General features: G+C 61.6%; 17 protein-coding genes. 4 read left to right on the top strand and 13 right to left on the bottom strand.

What is annotated here, in order from left to right; all coding sequences use genetic code 11:
* Nucleotides 1-53: 53 nt before the first annotated feature.
* The 8 genes from rpsA to mtnA form a co-directional block, all read right to left on the bottom strand.
* A complete protein-coding gene (gene rpsA, locus PSH59_RS08185) occupies nt 54-1,739 on the bottom strand; it encodes a 30S ribosomal protein S1 (RefSeq protein WP_016975322.1) in 1,686 nt (561 codons plus the stop codon).
* 120 nt (nt 1,740-1,859) lie between these two features.
* Nucleotides 1,860-2,549 carry a (d)CMP kinase gene (gene cmk, locus PSH59_RS08180; RefSeq protein ID WP_248076484.1) on the bottom strand — a complete coding sequence of 230 codons (690 nt, stop codon included), beginning with the start codon at nt 2,547-2,549 and terminating at the stop codon, nt 1,860-1,862.
* Nucleotides 2,546-4,756, bottom strand: coding sequence for a bifunctional prephenate dehydrogenase/3-phosphoshikimate 1-carboxyvinyltransferase (locus PSH59_RS08175; protein WP_305395277.1), 2,211 nt, complete (start codon nt 4,754-4,756; stop codon nt 2,546-2,548). Before PSH59_RS08175 ends, cmk begins: the two co-directional genes overlap by 4 nt.
* Nucleotides 4,757-4,784: 28 nt before the next feature.
* Nucleotides 4,785-5,897: a histidinol-phosphate transaminase gene (gene hisC, locus PSH59_RS08170; RefSeq protein ID WP_305394759.1), complete on the bottom strand. Its 1,113-nt coding sequence runs from the start codon at nt 5,895-5,897 to the stop codon at nt 4,785-4,787.
* 9 nt (nt 5,898-5,906) lie between these two features.
* Nucleotides 5,907-7,001 carry a prephenate dehydratase gene (gene pheA, locus PSH59_RS08165; protein ID WP_003172650.1) on the bottom strand — a complete coding sequence of 365 codons (1,095 nt, stop codon included), beginning with the start codon at nt 6,999-7,001 and terminating at the stop codon, nt 5,907-5,909.
* Nucleotides 7,001-8,086, bottom strand: a complete 1,086-nt coding sequence (serC, locus tag PSH59_RS08160; RefSeq protein ID WP_248076488.1) for a 3-phosphoserine/phosphohydroxythreonine transaminase — start codon at nt 8,084-8,086, stop codon at nt 7,001-7,003. The genes pheA and serC overlap by 1 nt, the downstream gene beginning before the upstream one ends.
* Before the next feature lie 111 nt (nt 8,087-8,197).
* On the bottom strand, nt 8,198-10,852 hold the full coding sequence (gene gyrA / locus PSH59_RS08155) for a DNA gyrase subunit A (RefSeq protein ID WP_248076491.1): 2,655 nt from the start codon (nt 10,850-10,852) through the stop codon (nt 8,198-8,200).
* 335 nt (nt 10,853-11,187) lie between these two features.
* Nucleotides 11,188-12,258, bottom strand: coding sequence for an S-methyl-5-thioribose-1-phosphate isomerase (gene mtnA, locus PSH59_RS08150; RefSeq protein ID WP_248076493.1), 1,071 nt, complete (start codon nt 12,256-12,258; stop codon nt 11,188-11,190).
* A 108-nt stretch (nt 12,259-12,366) separates the two neighbouring features.
* Between mtnA and PSH59_RS08145 the strand changes: the two genes are divergently transcribed.
* From PSH59_RS08145 to PSH59_RS08130, 4 genes are all read left to right on the top strand, one after another.
* Nucleotides 12,367-13,698, top strand: coding sequence for a TRZ/ATZ family hydrolase (locus tag PSH59_RS08145; protein ID WP_305394758.1), 1,332 nt, complete (start codon nt 12,367-12,369; stop codon nt 13,696-13,698).
* Between the two features lie 63 nt (nt 13,699-13,761).
* Nucleotides 13,762-14,460, top strand: a complete 699-nt coding sequence (gene ubiG, locus PSH59_RS08140; protein WP_084378125.1) for a bifunctional 2-polyprenyl-6-hydroxyphenol methylase/3-demethylubiquinol 3-O-methyltransferase UbiG — start codon at nt 13,762-13,764, stop codon at nt 14,458-14,460.
* Nucleotides 14,461-14,464: 4 nt separating this feature from the next.
* On the top strand, nt 14,465-15,136 hold the full coding sequence (gene mupP / locus PSH59_RS08135; protein WP_305394757.1) for an N-acetylmuramic acid 6-phosphate phosphatase MupP: 672 nt from the start codon (nt 14,465-14,467) through the stop codon (nt 15,134-15,136).
* A gap of 42 nt (nt 15,137-15,178) precedes the next feature.
* Nucleotides 15,179-15,919 carry a YciK family oxidoreductase gene (locus tag PSH59_RS08130; RefSeq protein WP_248076500.1) on the top strand — a complete coding sequence of 247 codons (741 nt, stop codon included), beginning with the start codon at nt 15,179-15,181 and terminating at the stop codon, nt 15,917-15,919.
* A 70-nt stretch (nt 15,920-15,989) separates the two neighbouring features.
* Here the strand turns inward: PSH59_RS08130 and PSH59_RS08125 are convergent, their stop codons facing one another.
* Genes PSH59_RS08125 through PSH59_RS08105 form a run of 5 tightly spaced genes read right to left on the bottom strand, consistent with a single transcriptional unit; the run spans nt 15,990 to nt 21,262 of the window.
* Nucleotides 15,990-17,504, bottom strand: coding sequence for an ABC transporter substrate-binding protein (locus PSH59_RS08125; protein ID WP_305394756.1), 1,515 nt, complete (start codon nt 17,502-17,504; stop codon nt 15,990-15,992).
* Between the two features lie 35 nt (nt 17,505-17,539).
* A complete protein-coding gene (locus PSH59_RS08120; RefSeq protein WP_248076506.1) occupies nt 17,540-18,511 on the bottom strand; it encodes an ABC transporter ATP-binding protein in 972 nt (323 codons plus the stop codon).
* Nucleotides 18,508-19,464 (bottom strand): ABC transporter ATP-binding protein, encoded by a 957-nt coding sequence (locus tag PSH59_RS08115; protein WP_305394755.1) that lies wholly within the window; start codon nt 19,462-19,464, stop codon nt 18,508-18,510. The genes PSH59_RS08120 and PSH59_RS08115 overlap by 4 nt, the downstream gene beginning before the upstream one ends.
* Nucleotides 19,461-20,318: an ABC transporter permease gene (locus PSH59_RS08110; protein WP_248076511.1), complete on the bottom strand. Its 858-nt coding sequence runs from the start codon at nt 20,316-20,318 to the stop codon at nt 19,461-19,463. The genes PSH59_RS08115 and PSH59_RS08110 overlap by 4 nt, the downstream gene beginning before the upstream one ends.
* Nucleotides 20,315-21,262 carry an ABC transporter permease gene (locus PSH59_RS08105; RefSeq protein WP_248076514.1) on the bottom strand — a complete coding sequence of 316 codons (948 nt, stop codon included), beginning with the start codon at nt 21,260-21,262 and terminating at the stop codon, nt 20,315-20,317. The genes PSH59_RS08110 and PSH59_RS08105 overlap by 4 nt, the downstream gene beginning before the upstream one ends.
* Between the last annotated feature and the right edge of the window lie 2 nt (nt 21,263-21,264).

Below are 21,264 nucleotides of genomic sequence, written 5' to 3'. Positions count from 1 at the left end.
TTCAGGTACAAAAAAGGGCGACCGAAGTCGCCCTTTTTACAGCTTTACAGAACTTAGTTCTGTTTAGCCATTGCTTCGCGCAGCAGGGAGGCCATGGTGGTCTCGCCTTGTGCAGCTTCCGGAGCGGATTTCAGGCTCTGGATGGCTTCTTTCTCTTCCACTTCGTCTTTAGACTTGATGGAGAGTTGGATTACGCGGCTCTTGCGGTCAACGCTGATGATCTTGGCTTCTACTTCCTGGCCTTCTTTCAGAACGTTGCGCGCGTCTTCAACGCGGTCACGGCTGATTTCGGAGGCTTTCAGAGTCGCTTCGATATCGTCGGCCAGAACGATGATGGCGCCTTTGGCGTCAACTTCTTTCACAGTGCCTTTAACGATGGCGCCTTTGTCGTTCTCTTGAACGTACTCGGAGAACGGATCGCTTTCCAGTTGCTTGATACCCAGGGAGATGCGCTCGCGCTCTGGGTCAACCGACAGGATAACGGTGTCCAGCTCGTCGCCCTTCTTGAAACGACGAACAGCTTCTTCGCCCACTTCGTTCCAGGAGATGTCGGACAGGTGAACCAGGCCGTCGATGCCGCCGTCCAGACCAATGAAGATACCGAAATCGGTGATCGACTTGATGGTGCCGGAGATTTTATCGCCCTTGTTGAACTGGCCAGAGAAATCTTCCCATGGGTTAGATTTGCACTGCTTGATGCCCAGGGAGATACGACGACGCTCTTCGTCGATGTCCAGAACCATAACTTCCACTTCGTCGCCGACTTGTACGACTTTCGAAGGGTGGATGTTTTTGTTGGTCCAGTCCATTTCGGAAACGTGTACCAGGCCTTCCACGCCTTCTTCCAGCTCTGCGAAGCAGCCGTAGTCGGTCAGGTTGGTAACACGCGCGGTAACACGGGTGCTTTCTGGGTAACGGGCTTTGATAGCAACCCATGGGTCTTCACCCAGTTGCTTCAGGCCCAGGGAAACACGGTTGCGTTCGCGATCGTATTTCAGAACCTTGACATCAATCTCGTCGCCAACGTTGACGATTTCGGAAGGATGCTTGATACGCTTCCAAGCCATGTCGGTAATATGCAGCAGGCCATCGACGCCACCCAGATCGACGAATGCGCCGTAATCGGTGAGGTTTTTGACGATACCTTTGACTTGTTGGCCTTCCTGCAGGGATTCCAGCAGAGCTTCACGCTCGGCGGAGTTCTCTGCTTCCAGGACGCTGCGACGGGAAACGACAACGTTGTTGCGCTTCTGGTCGAGTTTGATGACCTTGAATTCGAGTTCTTTGCCTTCCAGATGCGTGGTGTCGCGCACAGGACGAACGTCGACCAAAGAACCTGGCAGGAACGCACGGATGCCGTTAACGTCGACAGTGAAGCCGCCTTTAACCTTACCGTTGATAACGCCCTTGACCACTTCTTCAGCTGCGAAGGCTGCTTCGAGAACAATCCAGCATTCAGCGCGCTTGGCTTTTTCACGGGACAGCTTGGTTTCACCGAAACCGTCTTCAACCGAGTCCAGAGCAACGTGAACTTCGTCACCGACATTGATTGTCAGATCGCCAGCATCGTTGTAGAACTGTTCCAGCGGGATCAGAGCTTCAGACTTCAGACCAGCGTGAACGGTTACCCAGCGAGCTTGGTAATCGATATCAACGATAACACCGGTGATGATGGAGCCTGCCTGAAGGTTCAGGGTTTTTAGGCTTTCTTCAAAGAGTTCCGCAAAGCTTTCGCTCATTTTAATTCCTGTTGATAAGGGCGAAGAATACGCCCATCTCCACACCCCAGACGGTGTGGGTCAGTTTCAGTTAAAAGAAGCCACCGCAGGACTATGACTGGTCCCCTGCGGCCTTCTTGATCACCCGGCGATATCGCGAATGGCGATTTCACTCAAGATGCGTTCCAGCACCTGCTCGATGGACAACTCCGTGGAATCCAGCTGTATGGCATCAGCCGCCGGCTTGAGCGGGGCTACTGCACGCTGGGTATCACGCTCATCGCGTGCACGGATCTCATCTAGCAGACTCGACAGACTAACACCATCGACTTTGCCCTTCAACTGCAAGTAGCGGCGGCGAGCGCGCTCCTCGGCGCTGGCCGTCAGGAAAATCTTCAAGGGCGCCTCGGGAAACACTACCGTGCCCATGTCGCGACCATCGGCGACCAACCCCGGCAACTCCTGGAAAGCGCGCTGGCGCTGCAGCAACGCCTCACGCACGGCCGGCAGCGCGGCGACCTGGGAGGCCCAGGAACCGACTTGCTCGTTACGCAGATCGTCCGTTACATCATCGCCTTCGAGGATGATGCGTTGCGGATGACCTTCCGTCGCGCCGACGAACTGGACATCCAGGTGCGCCGCCAGCAGCTTCAGGGACTCTTCGTTGGTCAGGTCGACGCCGTGGTTACGCGCCGCAAACGCCAGCAGACGGTACAGCGCGCCGGAATCCAGCAAGCACCAGCCCAGACGCTTGGCCAGGATGCCGGCGATCGTGCCTTTGCCCGAGCCGCTTGGCCCGTCGATGGTAATCACCGGTGGTTTGATATTCACAATTGAGCCTCTTGGGCAACACGGATGCCGACATCGGCACACAGTGTCAGAAAGTTCGGAAAAGACGTAGCAACATTGGCACAGTCATGGATACGAATAGGCGCCGCGGCCCTCAGGGATGCCACGCTGAACGCCATGGCAATGCGATGATCACCCTGGGCATGCACATCGCCGCCGCCGATCAGGCCACCCTCAATGATAATCCCATCCGGGGTCGGTTCACACTTGACCCCCAGCGCCAGCAGACCGTCGGCCATCGCCTGGATGCGGTCAGACTCCTTCACGCGCAGCTCTGCGGCGCCGCGCAAAACGGTGCGCCCCTGCGCACAGGCCGCCGCGACAAACAGCACCGGGAACTCATCAATCGCCAATGGCACCAGGGCTTCAGGAATCTCGATGCCTTTGAGTGGCGCTGCGCGTACACGCAGGTCGGCGACCGGTTCGCCACCCACTTCACGCAGGTTTTCCAGGCGGATATCGGCCCCCATCAAGCGCAGGATATCGATCACCCCGGTACGCGTAGGATTGACGCCCACATGCTCCAGCAGCAGCTCAGAACCCTCGGCGATCGACGCCGCCACCAGGAAGAACGCCGACGAGGAAATGTCCCCCGGCACTTCAATATGGGCCGCCTTAAGCACATGGCCCGATTCGACCGACGCGGTCGCCCACTCCACCGCCACCGGATAACCAAACCCGCGCAGCATGCGCTCGGTATGGTCTCGGGTGGGCGCAGGCTCGGTGACCGCGGTTTGGCCTTCGGCGTACAACCCGGCCAGCAACAGGCAGGATTTAACCTGGGCGCTGGCCATCGGCAGCGCATAGCGCATGCCCTTGAGCGTTTGGCCGCCACGAATGGTCAGCGGCGGACGCCCTTGCGGGCCGGTTTCGATCACCGCGCCCATTGCCCGCAACGGCTCTGCCACGCGGCTCATCGGGCGCTTGGACAACGACGCGTCGCCCGTCAATACGCTGTCGAAGCGCTGCGCCGCCAGCAACCCGGACAGCAAGCGCATGGACGTACCGGAGTTGCCCAGATAGATCGGCCCCGGCGGCGCTTTCAAGCCATGCAAACCCACGCCATGAATGGTCACGCGCCCATGGTGCGGGCCTTCAATGACCACGCCCATGTCGCGGAACGCCTGCAAGGTGGCCAGGGCATCTTCGCCTTCCAGGAACCCTTCGATCTCGGTCACACCTTCGGCCAACGAACCCAGCATGATCGACCGGTGGGAGATCGACTTGTCACCCGGCACCCGAATACGCCCGCTCAAGCGGCCCCCCGGGTTGGCGACGAAGATCAGGTCATCGGCGTTCACAGCGGTTTCCATATAGGCCCGGCGTGCCAGGATCTTGCTGAAATGCTCACGCGCCACCCGCGCACGGGTGAACACACCCAATAATTGATGACCATCCCCTGCATCGACCGCATCGCGCAAGGCGTCGAGGTCGCTGCGGAAGGTGTCCAGGGTGCGCAACACCGCTTCGCGATTGGCGAGAAAGATATCGTGCCACATCACAGGATCGCTGCCGGCGATGCGCGTGAAATCGCGAAAGCCACCGGCGGCGTAACGGAAAATCTCGAGGTTCTCGTTGCGTTTGGCCAGCGAATCCACCAGACCGAACGCCAGCAAATGCGGAAGATGGCTGGTCGCCGCCAACACTTCGTCGTGACGCTCGACCTGCATGTGCTCCACATCCGCACCCAGCTCGCGCCAGAGCCGATCCACCACCGCCAACGCGGCCGGATCGGTTTGCTCGAGCGGTGTGAGAATGACTTTATGCCGGCGGAACAGCTGCGCATTGGAGGCCTCGACCCCACTCTGCTCGGAGCCGGCAATCGGATGCCCCGGCACGAAACGCGCAGGCATGCCGCCAAACGCCAGTTGCGCCGCGTGCACCACATTGCCTTTGGCACTGCCGACATCGGTAAGGATCGCCTGCCCCAGGTCCATGCCGGCCAACAACGCCAGCAACTTTTCCATGGCCAGGATCGGCACGGCGAGCTGGATCACATCGGCGCCGCGGCACGCGAGCGCCAGGTCAGCCTCGCAGCGATCCACTACGCCCAGTTCAACCGCCAACTTGCGCGATTGCGGATCCAGGTCCACACCGACCACCTCGCCACACAGCCCGCTTTCACGCAGGCCTTTGGCGAAGGAGCCGCCGATCAACCCCAGACCGACCACTACCAGGCGACCGATCATAGGCACAGCAGGTTGCAATGCAGTGACATCAACCACGAGCCAGAACCTTGGCCAGCGCCTCCAGGAAACGGCTGTTTTCAGCCGGCAAGCCGATGGTGATGCGCAGGTGGTTCGGCATGCCGTAGTTGGCCACCGGACGCACGATCACGCCTTCGCCCAGCAACCCCTGGAATACCGGGGCGGCGACTTGACCGAGGTCGACGCAGATGAAGTTGCCCTTGGACGGAATCCAGCTCAGGTCCAGCGCACGGAAGCCTTCCTGCAACTGCAGCATGCCGCTTTCGTTGATGCGTCGACCTTCTTCCAGGTACTCGGCATCCTGCAGCGCCGCACAGGCCGCCGCGAGGGCAAGGCTGTTGACGTTAAACGGCTGGCGCACGCGGTTCAGCACGTCGGCGACCACCGCCGAGGACAGGCCATAGCCAACCCGCAGAGACGCCAGGCCATAAGCCTTGGAAAAGGTGCGCGACACCAGCAGGTTCGGATACGCCGCCAGGAAGTCCAGGCCGTCCGGCAGGTCGCTGCCCTCGGCGTACTCGATGTAGGCCTCGTCCAGTACCACCAGAACGTGCTCCGGCACGTCCTGCAGGAAGTCGTTCAGCGCCTCGGCGTCGAACCAGGTCCCGGTCGGGTTGTTCGGGTTGGCGATAAACACGACGCGGGTGTGCGCGTCGATGGCCGCCAGCATCGCCGGCAGGTCATGCCCCCAGTCTTTGGCGGGAATGACGCGGGCGTCGGCGCCCACCGCCTGGGTCACTATCGGGTAGACGGCAAACGCGTGCTCGCTGAACACCGCATTCAAACCCGGCGCCAGGTAGGCACGACCGACCAGTTCAAGAATGTCGTTGGAACCGTTACCCAGGGTCACCTGGTTCAGCTCGACGCGGCACTTTTGCGCCAACAGCGACTTGAGGGCGAAACCATTACCGTCCGGGTAGCGCGTCAGCTCCGCGAGGTCTTCACGGATCGCCGCCAACACCTTGGGACTCGGACCCAGCGGGTTCTCGTTACTGGCCAGCTTGACGATCTTGGCCGGGTCCAGGTTCAACTCACGCGCCAGCTCGTCCACAGGCTTGCCCGGAACGTAAGGCGACAGTTGTTGCACGCCCGGCTGAGCCAGGGCGAGGAAGTTGCCACTCATGTTAACGCCTCACAAAACCGCTTTCGGGTAAGAGCCCAGCACTTTGAGCGCCACGGCTTCCTGACTGATTTTCTCCAGCACACCTTTGACCAGCGGGTCGCGGTGATGGCCGATGAAGTCGATAAAGAACACGTAGGTCCATTTACCGCTGCGCGAAGGCCGGGTCTCGATGCGTGTCAGGTCAATCCCGTTGTCGTGGAACGGCACCAGCAGCTCATGCAGCGCGCCGGGCTTGTTGCTCATGGAGACGATGATCGAGGTCTTGTCGTCGCCGGTCGGCGGTACTTCCTGACTGCCGATCATCAAAAAGCGCGTGGAGTTGTCCGGGCGGTCTTCGATCTTTTCGGCCAGGCGCGTCAAGCCATACAGGCCAGCGGCCATGTCACCGGCAATCGCCGCCGAGTTCCACTCACCCTTGACCCGTTTGGCCGCTTCGGCGTTGCTGGACACCGCCACGCGCTCGACATTCGGGTAATGCGCGTCCAGCCATTTGCGGCACTGGGCCAGGGACTGGGCGTGGGAATAGATGCGGCTGATGCTATCGGTCTTGGTGTTCTCGCCCACCAGCAGGTGGTGGTGGATGCGCAGCTCGACTTCGCCGCAGATCACCATGTCGTGCTCAAGGAAGCTGTCCAGCGTGTGGTTGACCGCGCCTTCGGTGGAGTTTTCCACCGGCACCACGCCAAAGTTCACCGCACCGGCCGCCACTTCGCGAAACACTTCGTCGATGGCCGCCATCGGCTTGCTGATCACCGCGTGGCCGAAGTGTTTCATGGCCGCCGCCTGGGTGAACGTGCCCTCGGGGCCGAGGTACGCGACTTTCAGCGGCTGTTCCAGGGCCAGGCACGAAGACATGATTTCGCGGAACAAGCGCGCCATCTCTTCGTTGCCCAACGGCCCCTTGTTGCGCTCCATCACGCGCTTGAGCACCTGGGCCTCGCGCTCGGGACGGTAGAACACCGGTACCTCGCCTTCCGCCAGGGATGCCATTTTGACCCGTGCCACTTCCTGGGCGCAGCGTGCACGCTCACTGATCAACTCCAGGACTTTCTCGTCCAGGCTGTCAATGCGTACCCGCAGGGCCTTGAGTTCTTGCTCAGACATTAGCCGTGTTCCTTTTCGAACTCTGCCATGTAGGCAACCAGCGCGTTGATCGCGTGGATGTCCACGGCGTTGTAGATGGAGGCGCGCATGCCGCCTACCGAACGGTGGCCCTTGAGGTTCAACAGGCCGCGCGCGTCGGCGCCGGCCAGGAATGGCTTGTCCAGACGGTCATCAGCCAGGCGGAACGGCACGTTCATCCACGAGCGGTCCGTCAGGTTGATCGGGTTGCTGTACAGGCCGCTGGCGTCGATGAAGTCGTAAAGGGTGCGCTTCTTCACTTCGTTGAGCTTGCCCATGGCCGCCACACCGCCCTGCTCCTTGAGCCATTCGAAGACCAGGCCGGAGAGGTACCAGGCGAATGCCGGCGGGGTGTTGTACATCGAGCCGTTATCGGCCGCGACCTTGAAGTTGAGCATGGTCGGGCACAGGGAGCGGGCGCGACCCAGCAGGTCTTCGCGCACAATGTTGACCACAATGCCGCTCGGGCCGATGTTCTTCTGCGCGCCGGCGTAGATCATGCCGTATTTGGACACGTCGATCGGGCGCGACAGAATGTCCGAGGACATGTCGCACACCAGCGGCACGTCACCGACTTCCGGCACCCAGTCGAACTCCAGGCCACCGATGGTTTCGTTCGCAACGTAGTGAACGTAGGCCGCGTCTTTCGAGAGCTTCCACTCGTTCTGACCGGGAATGGCGAAGTAGTCGTAGGGCTTGGCGGTGCCTGCCACGTTGACGTGACCGTAGCGCGAGGCCTCTTCAATGGCCTTCTGGCCCCAGATACCGGTGTCGATGTAGTCGGCCGTGCCGTCTTCCGGCAGCAGGTTCAACGGGATCTGGGCGAACTGCTGGCTGGCGCCACCTTGCAGGAACAGCACTTTGTAGTCGGATGGGATGTCCAGCAAGTCGCGCAGATCCTGCTCGGCCTTGGTGGCAATGGACACGAACTCATCGCTGCGATGGCTCATTTCCATCACGGAGAGGCCTTTTCCATGCCAGTCGAGGAGTTCACCCTGCGCACGCTGCAGGACTGCTTCAGGAAGCGCCGCGGGACCGGCACAGAAGTTATAGGCTCTCTTGCTCACATCCAATCTCACTCTGATCTGGTGGGGTGGTGCAATAAACGGGTATTTCAATACTTTCAGACGGGACAAACAACAAGGGGGCGAATCTTCATCCGCCCCCTGTGTGTCCGCTTATTCCTGCGGTTCTTCTTCGTCTGCGGCAGCGTCGAGGGTTGGCTCGTCGACGTTGTCATCGCCGGCTGCGATCACTTCGCCGTCAAACTCCTCGCCTTCCAACTCTTCGCCTTCGACTTCCGATGGCTCCTGAACACGCTCCAGGCCGACCAGCTTCTCGTCCTTGGCCAGCTTGATCAGGGTCACGCCCTGGGTGTTACGGCCCAGGCTCGACACTTCAGCCACGCGGGTACGTACCAGGGTGCCCTGGTCGGAAATCAGCATGATTTCCTCGCCATCAAGCACCTGGACCGCGCCGACCAGACGGCCGTTGCGGTCGTTGCTGACCATGGCAATCACGCCCTGTCCGCCACGCTTATACTCCGGGAACTCGCTGATTGCAGTGCGCTTGCCATAACCACGCTCGGAAGCGGTGAGGATCTGGCTGCCTTCTTCCGGGATCAGCATCGAAATCAGCTTCTGCCCTTCCGGCAGGCGCATGCCGCGCACACCGCGGGCGGTACGGCCCATGGCGCGAACGTCGGATTCCTTGAAGCGCGTGACCTTGCCGCCGTCGGAGAACAGCATGACTTCACGCTCGCCATCGGTGATGGCTGCGGAGATCAGTACGTCGCCTTCGTCCAGTTCCAGGGCGATCAGGCCCACGCTGCGCTGGCGGCTGAAGGATTCCAGCGGGGTCTTCTTCACGGTGCCTTTGGCGGTCGCCATAAAGATGAAGTGACCTTCGGTGTATTCCTCGACCGGCAGCATGGTGGTGATGTACTCATCACTGTCCAGCGGCAGCAGGTTGACCAGCGGACGACCACGGGCAGCGCGGGACGCTTCCGGGATTTCGTAGGTTTTGAGCCAGTACACCTTGCCCTTGCTGGAGAACAGCAGCAGCGTGGTGTGGCTGTTGGCGACGAGCAGGTGAGCGATGTAGTCCTCATCCTTCACGCCGGTCGCCGATTTGCCTTTACCGCCACGACGCTGGGCCTGGTACGCCGCCAATGGCTGGGTCTTGGCATAGCCACCGTGGGAGATGGTCACGACGCGCTCTTCTTCCGGGATCATGTCACCCAGGGTCAGGTCGAGGCGCGCATCGAGGATTTCGGTGCGGCGCACATCGCCGTATTCGGCGCGGATCACTTCCAGTTCTTCGCGGATCACTTCCATCAGGCGCACGGCGCTGTTGAGGATACGGATCAACTCGCCGATCTGGTTGAGAATTTCCTGGTACTCGGCCAGCAGCTTCTCGTGCTCCAGACCGGTCAGGCGGTGCAGGCGCAGTTCCAGAATGGCCTGGGCCTGTTCCGGCGACAGGAAGTACTTGCCTTCGCGCAGACCGTATTGCGGGTCCAGGGTCTCCGGACGGCACGAGTCGGCGCCGGCACGTTCAACCATGGCCACCACGGCGCTGGATTCCCAAGGCGTGCTGATCAGCGCTTCCTTGGCTTCCGACGGGGTTGGCGAGGCTTTGATCAGGGCGATGACCGGGTCGATGTTCGACAGCGCAACCGCCTGACCTTCCAGGATATGCCCGCGCTCGCGGGCCTTGCGCAGCTCGAACACGGTACGGCGGGTCACCACTTCGCGACGGTGACGGACGAAGGCTTCCAGCAGATCCTTGAGGTTCAGGATGCGCGGGCGACCGTCGATCAGGGCCACGACGTTGATACCAAACACGCTTTGCAGCTGGGTCTGGGCGTAGAGGTTGTTGAGGATCACCTCCGGCACTTCGCCACGACGCAGCTCGATCACCACGCGCATGCCGTCTTTGTCGGACTCGTCGCGCAGCTCGGTGATGCCTTCGAGCTTCTTCTCTTTGACCAGCTCGGCGATCTTCTCGATCAGACGTGCCTTGTTCAGCTGGTACGGCAGTTCGGTGATGACAATCTGCTGGCGACCACCGACCTTGTCGATGTCTTCGATCATCGAGCGGGCGCGCATGTAAATGCGGCCACGACCGGTGCGATAGGCTTCGATGATGCCGGCGCGACCGTTGATGATCGCGGCGGTCGGAAAGTCCGGACCCGGGATGTACTGCATCAGCTCATCGACGGTCAGCTCAGGGTTGTCGATAAGGGCCAGACAACCGTCGATGACTTCACCGAGGTTGTGCGGCGGGATGTTGGTGGCCATGCCCACGGCGATACCGCTGGAACCGTTGACCAGCAGGTTGGGGATACGGGTAGGCATGACAGCCGGGATCATTTCGGTGCCGTCGTAGTTCGGCACCCAGTCCACGGTTTCTTTATGCAGGTCGGCCAGCAGCTCGTGCGCCAGCTTGGTCATGCGCACTTCGGTGTATCGCATGGCAGCGGCGTTGTCGCCGTCGACCGAACCGAAGTTGCCCTGGCCGTCTACCAGCAGGTAGCGCAGGGAAAACGGCTGGGCCATCCGAACGATGGTGTCGTACACCGCGGTGTCGCCGTGAGGGTGATACTTACCGATCACGTCACCGACAACACGGGCAGATTTCTTGTACGGCTTGTTCCAGTCGTTACCCAGCTCGCTCATCGCGAACAGCACACGCCGGTGCACGGGCTTCAAGCCATCGCGCGCATCAGGCAGTGCCCGACCGACAATTACGCTCATCGCGTAGTCAAGGTAGGACTGTTTCAGCTCGTCTTCGATATTGACCGGGAGGATTTCTTTGGCCAGTTCGCCCATGAGAAGCCTGATTCCTTTTTCGGGTGAAACCTCATCACGTCCATATGGGACGAACGAAGCTCGCCGCTGCCGGCAGAGTGCCTGGCAACGACTTACGACAAATCAACGAGTTATGACACGGATCTGCACGTTATAGACCACCCCTCGGGGCAGCCCTGGAAACCGCCGGATGTTATCACAATCGCCGCCACGCACCTATCCCCCTGATGCGCATGGAGGCTAGTAATTTGACGGATGACAGGCTTGTGGGGGACCTGAGAGGCTCAGAGCCGGATGGAGACCGTTTTTGGGGGCGCGGATCTGAAGGTTTTATTGACTTGCAACGCCCACCCCCCTCAATGCAATCGCTTGCGGCACATCAATTTGGCCAGCTTGACCGTATCGGGCCGCTCGACGACGCCTTTCTCGGTCACGATCACATCGATCAGGTCCGCCGGCGTCACATCGAAGACTGGGTTAACCGCCGGCCCAGCCAACCGCTGGCCGTTAATCTCCAGCAACTCGCCCACATCGCGCGCTTCCAGGGCGACATCATCGCCACTGGTCATCATCAGGTCCAGCGCCGAACTCGGTGCCACCACCATAAAGCGCACACCGTGGTGCATGGCGCACACCGCCAACTGGTACGTGCCGATCTTGCTGATCACATCGCCATTGGCCGCGATGCAATCGGCACCGACGATCACCCAGGTGATGCCCTTGGTCTTAAGGATATGCGCGCCGGCCGAGTCGGCATTGACCGTGACCGGAATGCCTTCGCCCGCCAACTCCCAGGCCGTGAGGCGCGAGCCTTGCAGCCAGGGGCGGGTTTCGTTGACGTAGACCTGTTCGACCATGCCTTCCAGAAACGCCGCGCGGATCACGCCAAGGGCCGTACCCACGCCGCCGCTGGCCAAGGCGCCAGCATTGCCGTGGGTGAGGATCGCCTGGGCATTGCCCTGATGCTTGCGGATCAGCTCGACGCCGAGTTGAGCCATGGTGAGGTTGGCCTCGCGATCACTGTCGTGGATCGCTATGGCTTGCGCTTCGAGCGCCGCGAGCGGGTCGGCGTGCTTCTTCACACGGTCCAGGCGGTCGCGCATGCTCTTGAGGGCCCAGAACAAGTTCGCGGCGGTGGGGCGGCTATCGGCCAGCAGTGCGTAGTCTTCTTCCCACGCGGCCTGCCAGTCGCCGCCCTCGGCCATACGCGCGCGGGCGGCCAGCACCAGGCCATAGGCCGCACTGATACCAATGGCCGACGCACCGCGCACCACCATGGCGCGAATCGCGGCAGCCACTTCGTCTACCGTGGCGCACGCGACCCAACTTTCACGGGAGGGCAAGGCACGCTGATCGAGCAGGTGCAGCGTGCCATCGCGCCAATCGATGGCCTTCACTTTCTCCGCAGCCAACAGTCGATCGCGCATCCGATACTCCGCACTCATAAACAAAGCCGCCGATTATAGCGATCCGCCAGCCAGGACGCTCGGGTATACTTCGCCCTTCTTTTATAGCTGCCTGGGAAGAAGCCTGCGATGACCGCCACTGCCGCCCCGCTCGACTTGCTGTTGCTGCCAACCTGGCTGGTACCGGTCGAACCTGCCGGCGTGGTGCTCAAAGAGCACGCCCTGGGCATCCGCGACGGGCGCATTGCGTTTATCGGACCACGGGCCGCGGCGTTGAAGCTTGCGGCCGGCGAGGTGCGCGAGCTGCCCGGCATGCTGCTCAGCCCCGGCCTGATCAATGCCCACGGGCATGCGGCAATGAGCCTGTTTCGCGGCCTGGCTGACGATTTGCCGCTGATGACCTGGCTGGAAAAGCACATCTGGCCCGCCGAAGCCAAGTGGGTCGATGAAGCCTTCGTACGCGACGGCACCGACCTGGCCATCGCCGAGCAACTCAAGGGCGGTATCACCTGCTTCTCCGACATGTACTTCTACCCCAAGGTCGCCAGCGACTGCGTGCACAACAGCGGCATGCGCGCGCAGATCGCGATTCCAATCCTCGACTTCCCGATCCCCGGCGCCAGCAATGTCGACGAGGCCATTCGCCAGGGCATCGAGCTGTTCGGCGACCTCAAGCACCACCCGCGCATCAAGATCGCCTTCGGTCCCCACGCGCCGTACACCGTGTGCGATGACAACCTGGAAAAAATCCGGGTGATCGCCGAGGAACTGGACGCCGCGATCCACATGCACGTGCACGAAACCGCCTTCGAGGTGCAGCAGGCCGTCGAAAAAACCGGCGAGCGCCCGCTGGCGCGCCTCGGTCGCCTCGGGCTGCTGGGCCCGCGCTTGCAGGCCGTTCATATGACCCAAATCAGCGAGGACGACCTGGCTTTGCTGGTAGAAAGCAACACCAGCGTCATCCATTGCCCGGAATCGAACCTTAAACTGGCCAGCGGCTTCTGCCCGGTAGAGCGGCTGTGGCAGGCTGGCGTCAATGTGGCGATCGGCACCGATGGCGCCGCCAGCAACAATGACCTGGACCTGTTGGGCGAAACCCGTACCGCCGCGATGCTGGCCAAGGCCGTCGCCGGCTCGGCCACGGCCCTGGACGCCCACCGTGCCCTGCGCATGGCTACGCTCAATGGTGCGCGGGCCATGGGACTGGAAAGCGAGGTCGGCTCGCTGGAGGTGGGCAAGGCGGCGGATATCGTCGCGTTCGACCTGTCGGGGCTGGCGCAACAACCGATCTATGATCCGGTCTCACAACTTATATATGCCACCGGGCGCGATTGCGTGAAACACCTTTGGGTCGCCGGCAAGCAGTTGCTCGACGACCGCAAACTGACCCGCATGGATGAACGACAGTTGACCGCCACGGCCATCGCCTGGGGTCAACGCATCAGCGGGCACACCGAATAACGTCGGTGTTGAAACTACGCTTCAACACTGGCCAACCGTTTTGTCAGATTTAGAGGATCCATCATGAGCAACGTCGACCACGCCGAAATCGCTAAATTCGAAGCCCTGGCTCACCGCTGGTGGGACCGTGAAAGCGAGTTCAAACCTCTGCACGACATCAACCCGCTGCGGGTCAACTGGATTGACGAACGCGTCAACCTGGCCGGCAAGAAAGTGCTGGATGTGGGCTGCGGCGGCGGCATTCTCAGCGAGGCCATGGCCCTGCGCGGCGCCACGGTGATGGGCATCGACATGGGCGAAGCGCCGCTGGCCGTGGCCCAACTGCACCAGTTGGAGTCCGGCGTGAGCGTGGAATACCGCCAGATCACCGCCGAAGCATTGGCCGAGGAAATGCCCGAGCAGTTCGACGTGGTCACCTGCCTTGAGATGCTCGAACACGTGCCGGACCCGTCCTCAGTGATCCGCGCCTGTTTCCGTATGGTCAAGCCCGGCGGCCAGGTGTTTTTCTCCACCATCAACAGGAACCCCAAGGCCTACCTGTTCGCGATCATCGGCGCCGAATACATCATGAAGCTGCTGCCGCGCGGCACCCACGACTTCAAAAAATTCATCCGCCCGTCCGAGTTGGGTGCGTGGAGCCGCCAGGCCGGTTTGACCGTCAAGGACATCATCGGCCTGACCTACAACCCGCTGACCAAGCACTACAAGCTGGCCAGCGACGTTGACGTGAACTACATGATCCAGACCCTGCGCGAGGAGTAAGCCTGTGAAGTTGCGAGCGGTTCTCTTCGACATGGACGGTACCCTGCTGGACACCGCGCCGGACTTTATCGCCATCTGCCAGGCCATGCGCGCCGACCGTGGCCTGGCACCGATCAACCCCGAGCACATCCGCGATGAAATCTCCGGCGGCGCCCGTGCGATGGTCGCCGTGACGTTCTCGATGGACCCGGAGTCGCCAGGCTTTGAAGCGCTGCGCCAGGAGTTTCTGGAGCGCTACCTCAAGGACTGTGCGGTTCACAGCAAGTTGTTCGACGGTATGGCCGAGCTGCTGGAAGACATCGAGAAAGCCAAACTGATCTGGGGCGTCGTCACCAACAAGCCCGTGCGCTTTGCCGAACCGATCATGCAGCGACTGGGCCTGGCCGAGCGCTCGGCCGTGCTGATCTGCCCGGACCACGTGACAAACAGCAAGCCGGACCCGGAGCCGATGATCCTCGCCTGCAAGATGCTCGGCCTCGACCCGGCCAGCGTGTTGTTCGTGGGCGATGACCTGCGCGATATCGAATCCGGCCGTGACGCCGGCACCCGCACCGCGGCGGTCACCTATGGCTATATCCATCCGGATGACAACCCGCGTCACTGGGGCGCGGATGTGGTGGTGGACCATCCGCTGGAACTGCGCAAAGTGCTGGATAACGCGCTGTGCAGTTGCTGACCGGGCGAAATGGATTTTCTGTGAATTCTGTCGAGGCTATTTATGTTTGATTACTCCGCACGCCCAGAACTGCTCAAAGGCCGCGTGATCCTGGTGACCGGCGCCGGACGCGGGATTGGCGCAGCGGCGGCGAAAACCTACGCCGCCCACGGCGCCACCGTGCTTTTGCTGGGCAAGACCGAAGCCAACCTGGCCCAGGTCTATGACGACATCGAAGCAGCCGGCCACCCGCAGCCGGTGGTGATCCCGTTCAACCTGGAGACCGCCCTGCCCCATCAATACGATGAGCTGGCGGCGATGATCGAAAAAGAATTCGGCCGCCTCGACGGCCTGCTGCACAACGCCTCGATCATTGGCCCGCGCACACCGATCGAGCAGTTGTCGGGTGAGAACTTCATGCGGGTGATGCACATCAACGTCAACGCGATGTTCATGCTCACCAGCACCTTGCTGCCGCTGCTCAAGCTGTCCCAGGACGCATCGGTGGTGTTCACCTCCAGCAGCGTCGGACGCAAGGGTCGGGCGTATTGGGGCGCTTATGGTGTGTCGAAGTTCGCCACCGAAGGTTTGATGCAAACCCTGGCCGACGAGCTCGAAGACGTGGCCGCCGTCAGGGCCAACAGCATCAACCCAGGCGGCACGCGCACCAGCATGCGGGCGCAGGCGTATCCGGGGGAGAATCCAATGGAAAGGCCGGCGCCGGAAGAGATCATGCCGGTGTACCTGTACCTGATGGGGCCGGACAGCGCCGGGGTCAACGGGCAGGCGTTTGACGCGCAGTAAGAGACCCCGTTGAATCAACTGTGGGAGGGGGTTGCCCCCTCCCACATGTGTTTGCGCTACTTTCTGGAACTTAGTTTTTCACCACTTCCTCAAGGGTGAAGCGACCCAATGGGTTCTGCAGGAAGTTGCTGACGTTCTTGCGTGAGATGTTGATGTACGGGCTGTAGTACAAGTCGATCCAGTTCACATCCTGTTTCGCCAGTTTCTGCAGTTCCACATACATCTGCTCACGCTTGACCGGGTCGGCCTCGATACGTGCCGCCGCCACCAGTTCCTTGACCTTGTCGTTCTTGTAGCGGGTCATGTAGTTCTGGTTGGTGTCGTGGCCCAATACGAAGGTGGTCTTCTGGTCCGGGTCAAGAATGTCGTTGGTCCAGTACATCACCGAAATATCGTATTCACCGTCCACCAGCATCTGCCAGCTTTGGGTCGGGTCGACCTTTTGCAGGTTGGCCGTGACGCCGACCTTGGCCAACTGGTCCTTGATGATCACCGCAATCTGCTCATCGGCTTCGTTGCCGGCGTTGACCACATAGTTGAGTTTCAAGCCCTCGGCGCCGGCCGCGGCCAGCAGTTTCCTGGCCTCGGCCGGGTCATACGGGCGCTGCAGGTTATTGGCGTAGTGGTACAGCGAGCCTTTGGGAATGTAGGAATAGGCCACGGTACCTTGACCGTAGGTGGCGGTCTTGACCAGCGCTTGTTTGTCGATGGCCATGTCCAGCGCCTGACGCACCTGGGGCTTGGCCAGCAGGCCGTGGGCATGGTTGATCAGCAGGTGATCTTCGCGGGTGGAAGGGTCGGCGTGGATCACCACGTTCTTGTCTTTCTTGAGTTCTTCCACCCGCGAGAACGGCACGAAGATCGCCGTATCGAGCTCGTTGTTCTGCACCATGCGCATGCGCGTGTTGTCGTCGGTCACCGAGACCCATTCCACGCCGTCCAGGCTCACATTCTTGGCCTGCCAGAAGTTCGGGTTCTTCTTGAGGATCACCCGATCGCCCTTGCGCCATTCGTCCACGGTGAACGCACCGGAGGTCACCGGGTTTTCCGAGTAGGCGTCTTCGCCCATTTTGGTCATGGCCTTTTCCGACAGGATCGACACCGTCGGCGATGCCAATTGCGAGAGGAACGCCACCGCCGGCGTCTTCAGAGTGACCACCAGGGTTTTCGCGTCCGCTGCCTTGGCCGTATCGATCAGGTTGAAGGGGTCTGCCCACAGTGAGGCTTTGTTATCGCGGATACGCAGCAGGCTGAAGGCGGCGTCGGCGGCGGTGATCGGCGAGCCATCGGAGAACTTCGCCTCACGCAGCTTGAAGGTGTAGGTCAGGCCGTCCTTGGAAATCTCCCAGCTTTCCGCCAGACCCGGCTCCATCTTGGTGCCCAGGTTATCCACGCGCACCAGGGTGTCGTAGACGTTGGCGAAGACCCAGGTGTCGCGGTTTTGCGCACTTTTGATCGGGTCGAACGTGGTGCTGTCTTCACGGCAGCCGATGGTCAATACACCAGCGGCCTGGGCGAGGCCGGCGGTCAGCGACCACGCGGTCAACGTAGCGGCGGCGAGCAACTTCAAGTGGCGCGATTGCATGTCATAACTCCTTGTCTATGAATGGCAGAGGTGGGTTAAAGCAAAGGTTCTTCAAGCACGCAACTGTATCGATGCTCGTGCAGAAAATGGGTAGGCGGCAACATCACGGAACACATGGCGCGCGCATACCGGCAACGCGGGTGAAACGCACAGCCTGTGGGCAAATTCAGCGGGCTGGGCGGCTCACCCGGCAAGGGCTCCAGGGGCAATGGCCGATGGGGATCGATTTCCGGGATCGCCTGGATCAACGCCGCCGTGTACGGGTGGCGCGGTGCGCTGAACACCGCTTCTACCGGACCTTCTTCGACGATCTTGCCCAGGTACATCACCGCCACGCGGTCGCACAGGCGCCGCACGATGGCCAGGTCATGGGCGATAAACAGGATCGCCAGGTTCATGCGCTGCTGCAGCGACAGCAGCAGGTTGATGATCTGGCCCTGGATCGACACATCCAGCGCCGCCACGCACTCATCGGCAATGATCAAGCGTGGCTCCACCGCCAGTGCCCGCGCGATGCCAACGCGCTGGCATTGGCCGCCGCTGAGGGAACCCGGTTTGCGCCCGGCCAGTTCCGGGCGCAGGCCCACCAGATCGAGCAGTTCGTTCACACGGGCCTGGATGTGCTGCGGCGCGACCTTGCGCTGCACCCGCAACACTTCGGCGAGGGTTTCGCCGATGGTATGGCGCGGGTTCAACGCGGTGTAAGGGTCCTGGAAGATCATCGCGGTTTCATGGCGCAGGCGGGCGATATCAATGGCGCTGCCCTGGGCCATGTCGACGCCGTCAAACAACACCTGGCCGGCACTGATCGGGTTAAGGTGCAGGATCGCCCGGCCCAGGGTGCTTTTGCCGCTGCCGGACTCGCCCACCAGGCCAAGGGTTTCGCCCGCCGCCAGGTTCAGCGACACACCGTTCACCGCCCTCACCCACTGCTTGTTCAGGCCGAACAGGCCAGTACCGGACGCAGCAAAGCGCACTTCCAGGTCCTTGATCTGCAACAGGCTCATGAGCGAACTCCCAACGGATAGTGGCACGCCACCCGCGCGCCTTCGGGCAATCGCTCGGTGCACAAGGCGCCCACCTGCGGGCAACGCGGGTTGAAGCGACAGCCGCCTGGCAGTGCATCCAGCAACGGTGGCTGGCCGGCAATGGTGCGCAGCAAGGCGTGGCCGCTGCTGTGGGCCGGCTGGCAGTCGATAAGGCCGGCGGTGTAGGGATGCTGCGGATGGGCCAGCAGTTCGTACTTGCTGCCGTGTTCGCACAGGCGCCCGGCGTACATTACGGCGATGGAATCACAGGTCTGCGCCACCACACCGAGGTCGTGGGTGATCATGATGAGCGACAGGCCGCGTTGGTCGCGCAGGTCGAGCAACAGGCGCAGGATCTGCGCCTGCACAGTCACGTCCAGGGCGGTGGTCGGCTCATCGGCAATCAGCACTTTGGGGTTGCAGCCAAGCGCCACCGCGATCATTGCGCGCTGGCGCATGCCGCCGGAAAACTCATGGGGATAGTTATCGACACGGGCCTTGGGGTCGGGAATACCGACCTGACGCAGTACGTCGATGGCGAGCTGGCGTGCGTCTTTTTTCGAGGCCCCCTGGTGCAGGCGAATGCCCTCGGCGATCTGCTCACCAATGCGCATCAGCGGGTCGAGGTGACTGCTGGGGTTCTGGAAAATCATGCCCAGTTGCCCGCCGCGTATTGCGCGCATGCCGGCGTCGTCCAATGGCAGCAGGTCCTGGCCGGCCAGCCGCACCGCGCCGCCCTGCACCCGCAACGCAGATGACGGCAACAGGCGCATGAGGCCGCGACACACCATGGTCTTGCCCGAGCCGCTCTCGCCCACCAAACCGAGGATTTCACCTTCGGCCAGGTTGAACGACACGCGGTCGACCAACGTGACATCGCGCCCGGTGTTGCTGGCGATCACGCTCAGGTCCTGTACCTGTAACAGACTCATGTGCGCTCCCCCAGCACTTGCGCCACGCCATCGGCCAGCAGGCTGAAGCCCATGGCCAGGGTCACAATGGCCAACCCCGGAAAGGTGCAGATCCACCACGCCGTGGTAATGAACGCCTGCCCTTCGGCGACCATGGTGCCCCACTCGGCCGTGGGCGGCTGTACGCCCAGACCCAGGTAGCTCACCGCGGCGCCATTAAGCAGCACCAGCACCGCATCCGACATGGAAAACACAATCGAGCCAAACAGGGCATTGGGCAGTAAATGCCGAAACAGAATGCGCCCGTGACCAAAGCCCAGGCTCTTGGCGGCCAGGGCAAAGTCGCTCTCTTTGAGCACCAGGATCTGCGAGCGGATCAGCCGCGCATAGGACACCCAGCCCACCAGCGCCATGGCGATGTAGAAACTCTGCAAACCCGGACCGAGGATCGCCATGATCGCCAGCATCAACACCAGGAACGGGAACGCCAGGACCACGTCGATCACGCGCATGCACACACTGTCGAAGCGCCCGCCGATGTAGCCGGAGACCGCACCGATAAAGGTGCCGATCATGAACGGGAAGATCACCCCGATAATGGCCAGTTGCAGGTCAATGCGCGCGCCCCAGATCACCCGCGAAAGAATGTCGCGACCGTAGTTATCCGTACCAAAGGGATGGGCCAGGTGCGGCCCGAGCAAACTGCTGTCGGTGTTTTGCACAATCGGGTCGTAGGGCGCGATCCATGGCGCAAACACAGCCAGGCACAGCCACGCCAGCAGGATCAACAACCCCCACGCCGCCGTGAGCCGGCCATTGCGAAAGCCAAAGCGCAGGCGCAAGCGCCACGGGGCGATCAGTGGGCGGCTGCTCATTGCATCTTCACCCGTGGGTCGAGGGCCACGGTGACCACGTCCGCAATGAAGTTGACCACCACCGTCGCGCACGCCAGCACCATCGCCACGCCCTGCACCACCATGTAGTCGCGGGTAAAGATGCCGCGCACCAGCAATTGGCCGATGCCGGGGATGGCGAACAGGCTTTCAATCACCACCGTACCGCTGATCAACCAGCCGATATTCACAGCCAGCAGGTTGACCGCCGGTACCAGGGAGTTGGGCAGCACATGGCGGCGAAACACCTGCGCTTCAGACAGCCCACGCGCGCGGGCGGCCGTGACGTGATCGGCCTGCAATTCCATCAGCATGCTTGCCCGCAGGTTGCGCACCAGCACCGCCGACAGCGCCAGGGCGATGGTCAGGCACGGCAACAGCATGTGGTGCGCCTTGTCCAGCCACGTGCGTCCGTAGCCCGACACCGGGAACAGGCCCCATTGCACACTGAGCAACAGAATCAGCATCAAACCCAGCCAGAACGCCGGCATGCCCAGGCCAACGGTGGTGAACACGCGGATCAGGTTATCCACCCAGCCACCGTTGTTACGTGCGGCCAGGGTGGCCAACGGCAGCGCGATCAGCAGCGCCAGCAGCACACTGCCGAGCACCAGCACCAGGGTCGGTTCGATACGGGTGACGATCAGCTTCAAGGCATCGACCTTGTACAACAGCGATTGGCCGAGGTCGCCCTTGAGCAGGTTCTTCAGGAAGTAGAAATATTGCAGCCATAACGGCTGGTCGAGACCGTACTGGGCGCGGATTTTCAACAAGGCGTCGGGCGTACTGCGCGAGCCGAGCAACGCGCGCGCCGGGTCGCCGGGGATCGAGCGCACCAGCACAAAGGTGATCAGGCTGATGCCAAACAGCACCGGCAGCAATTGCAGCGGCCGGGACAGGACAAATCGGTAGCGCGCCAGGTTCATCC

Source organism: Pseudomonas sp. FP2309, assembly GCF_030687575.1.
In the GTDB taxonomy this organism is placed as follows: domain Bacteria; phylum Pseudomonadota; class Gammaproteobacteria; order Pseudomonadales; family Pseudomonadaceae; genus Aquipseudomonas.
This window is presented reverse-complemented; position numbering and strand designations above follow the sequence as displayed.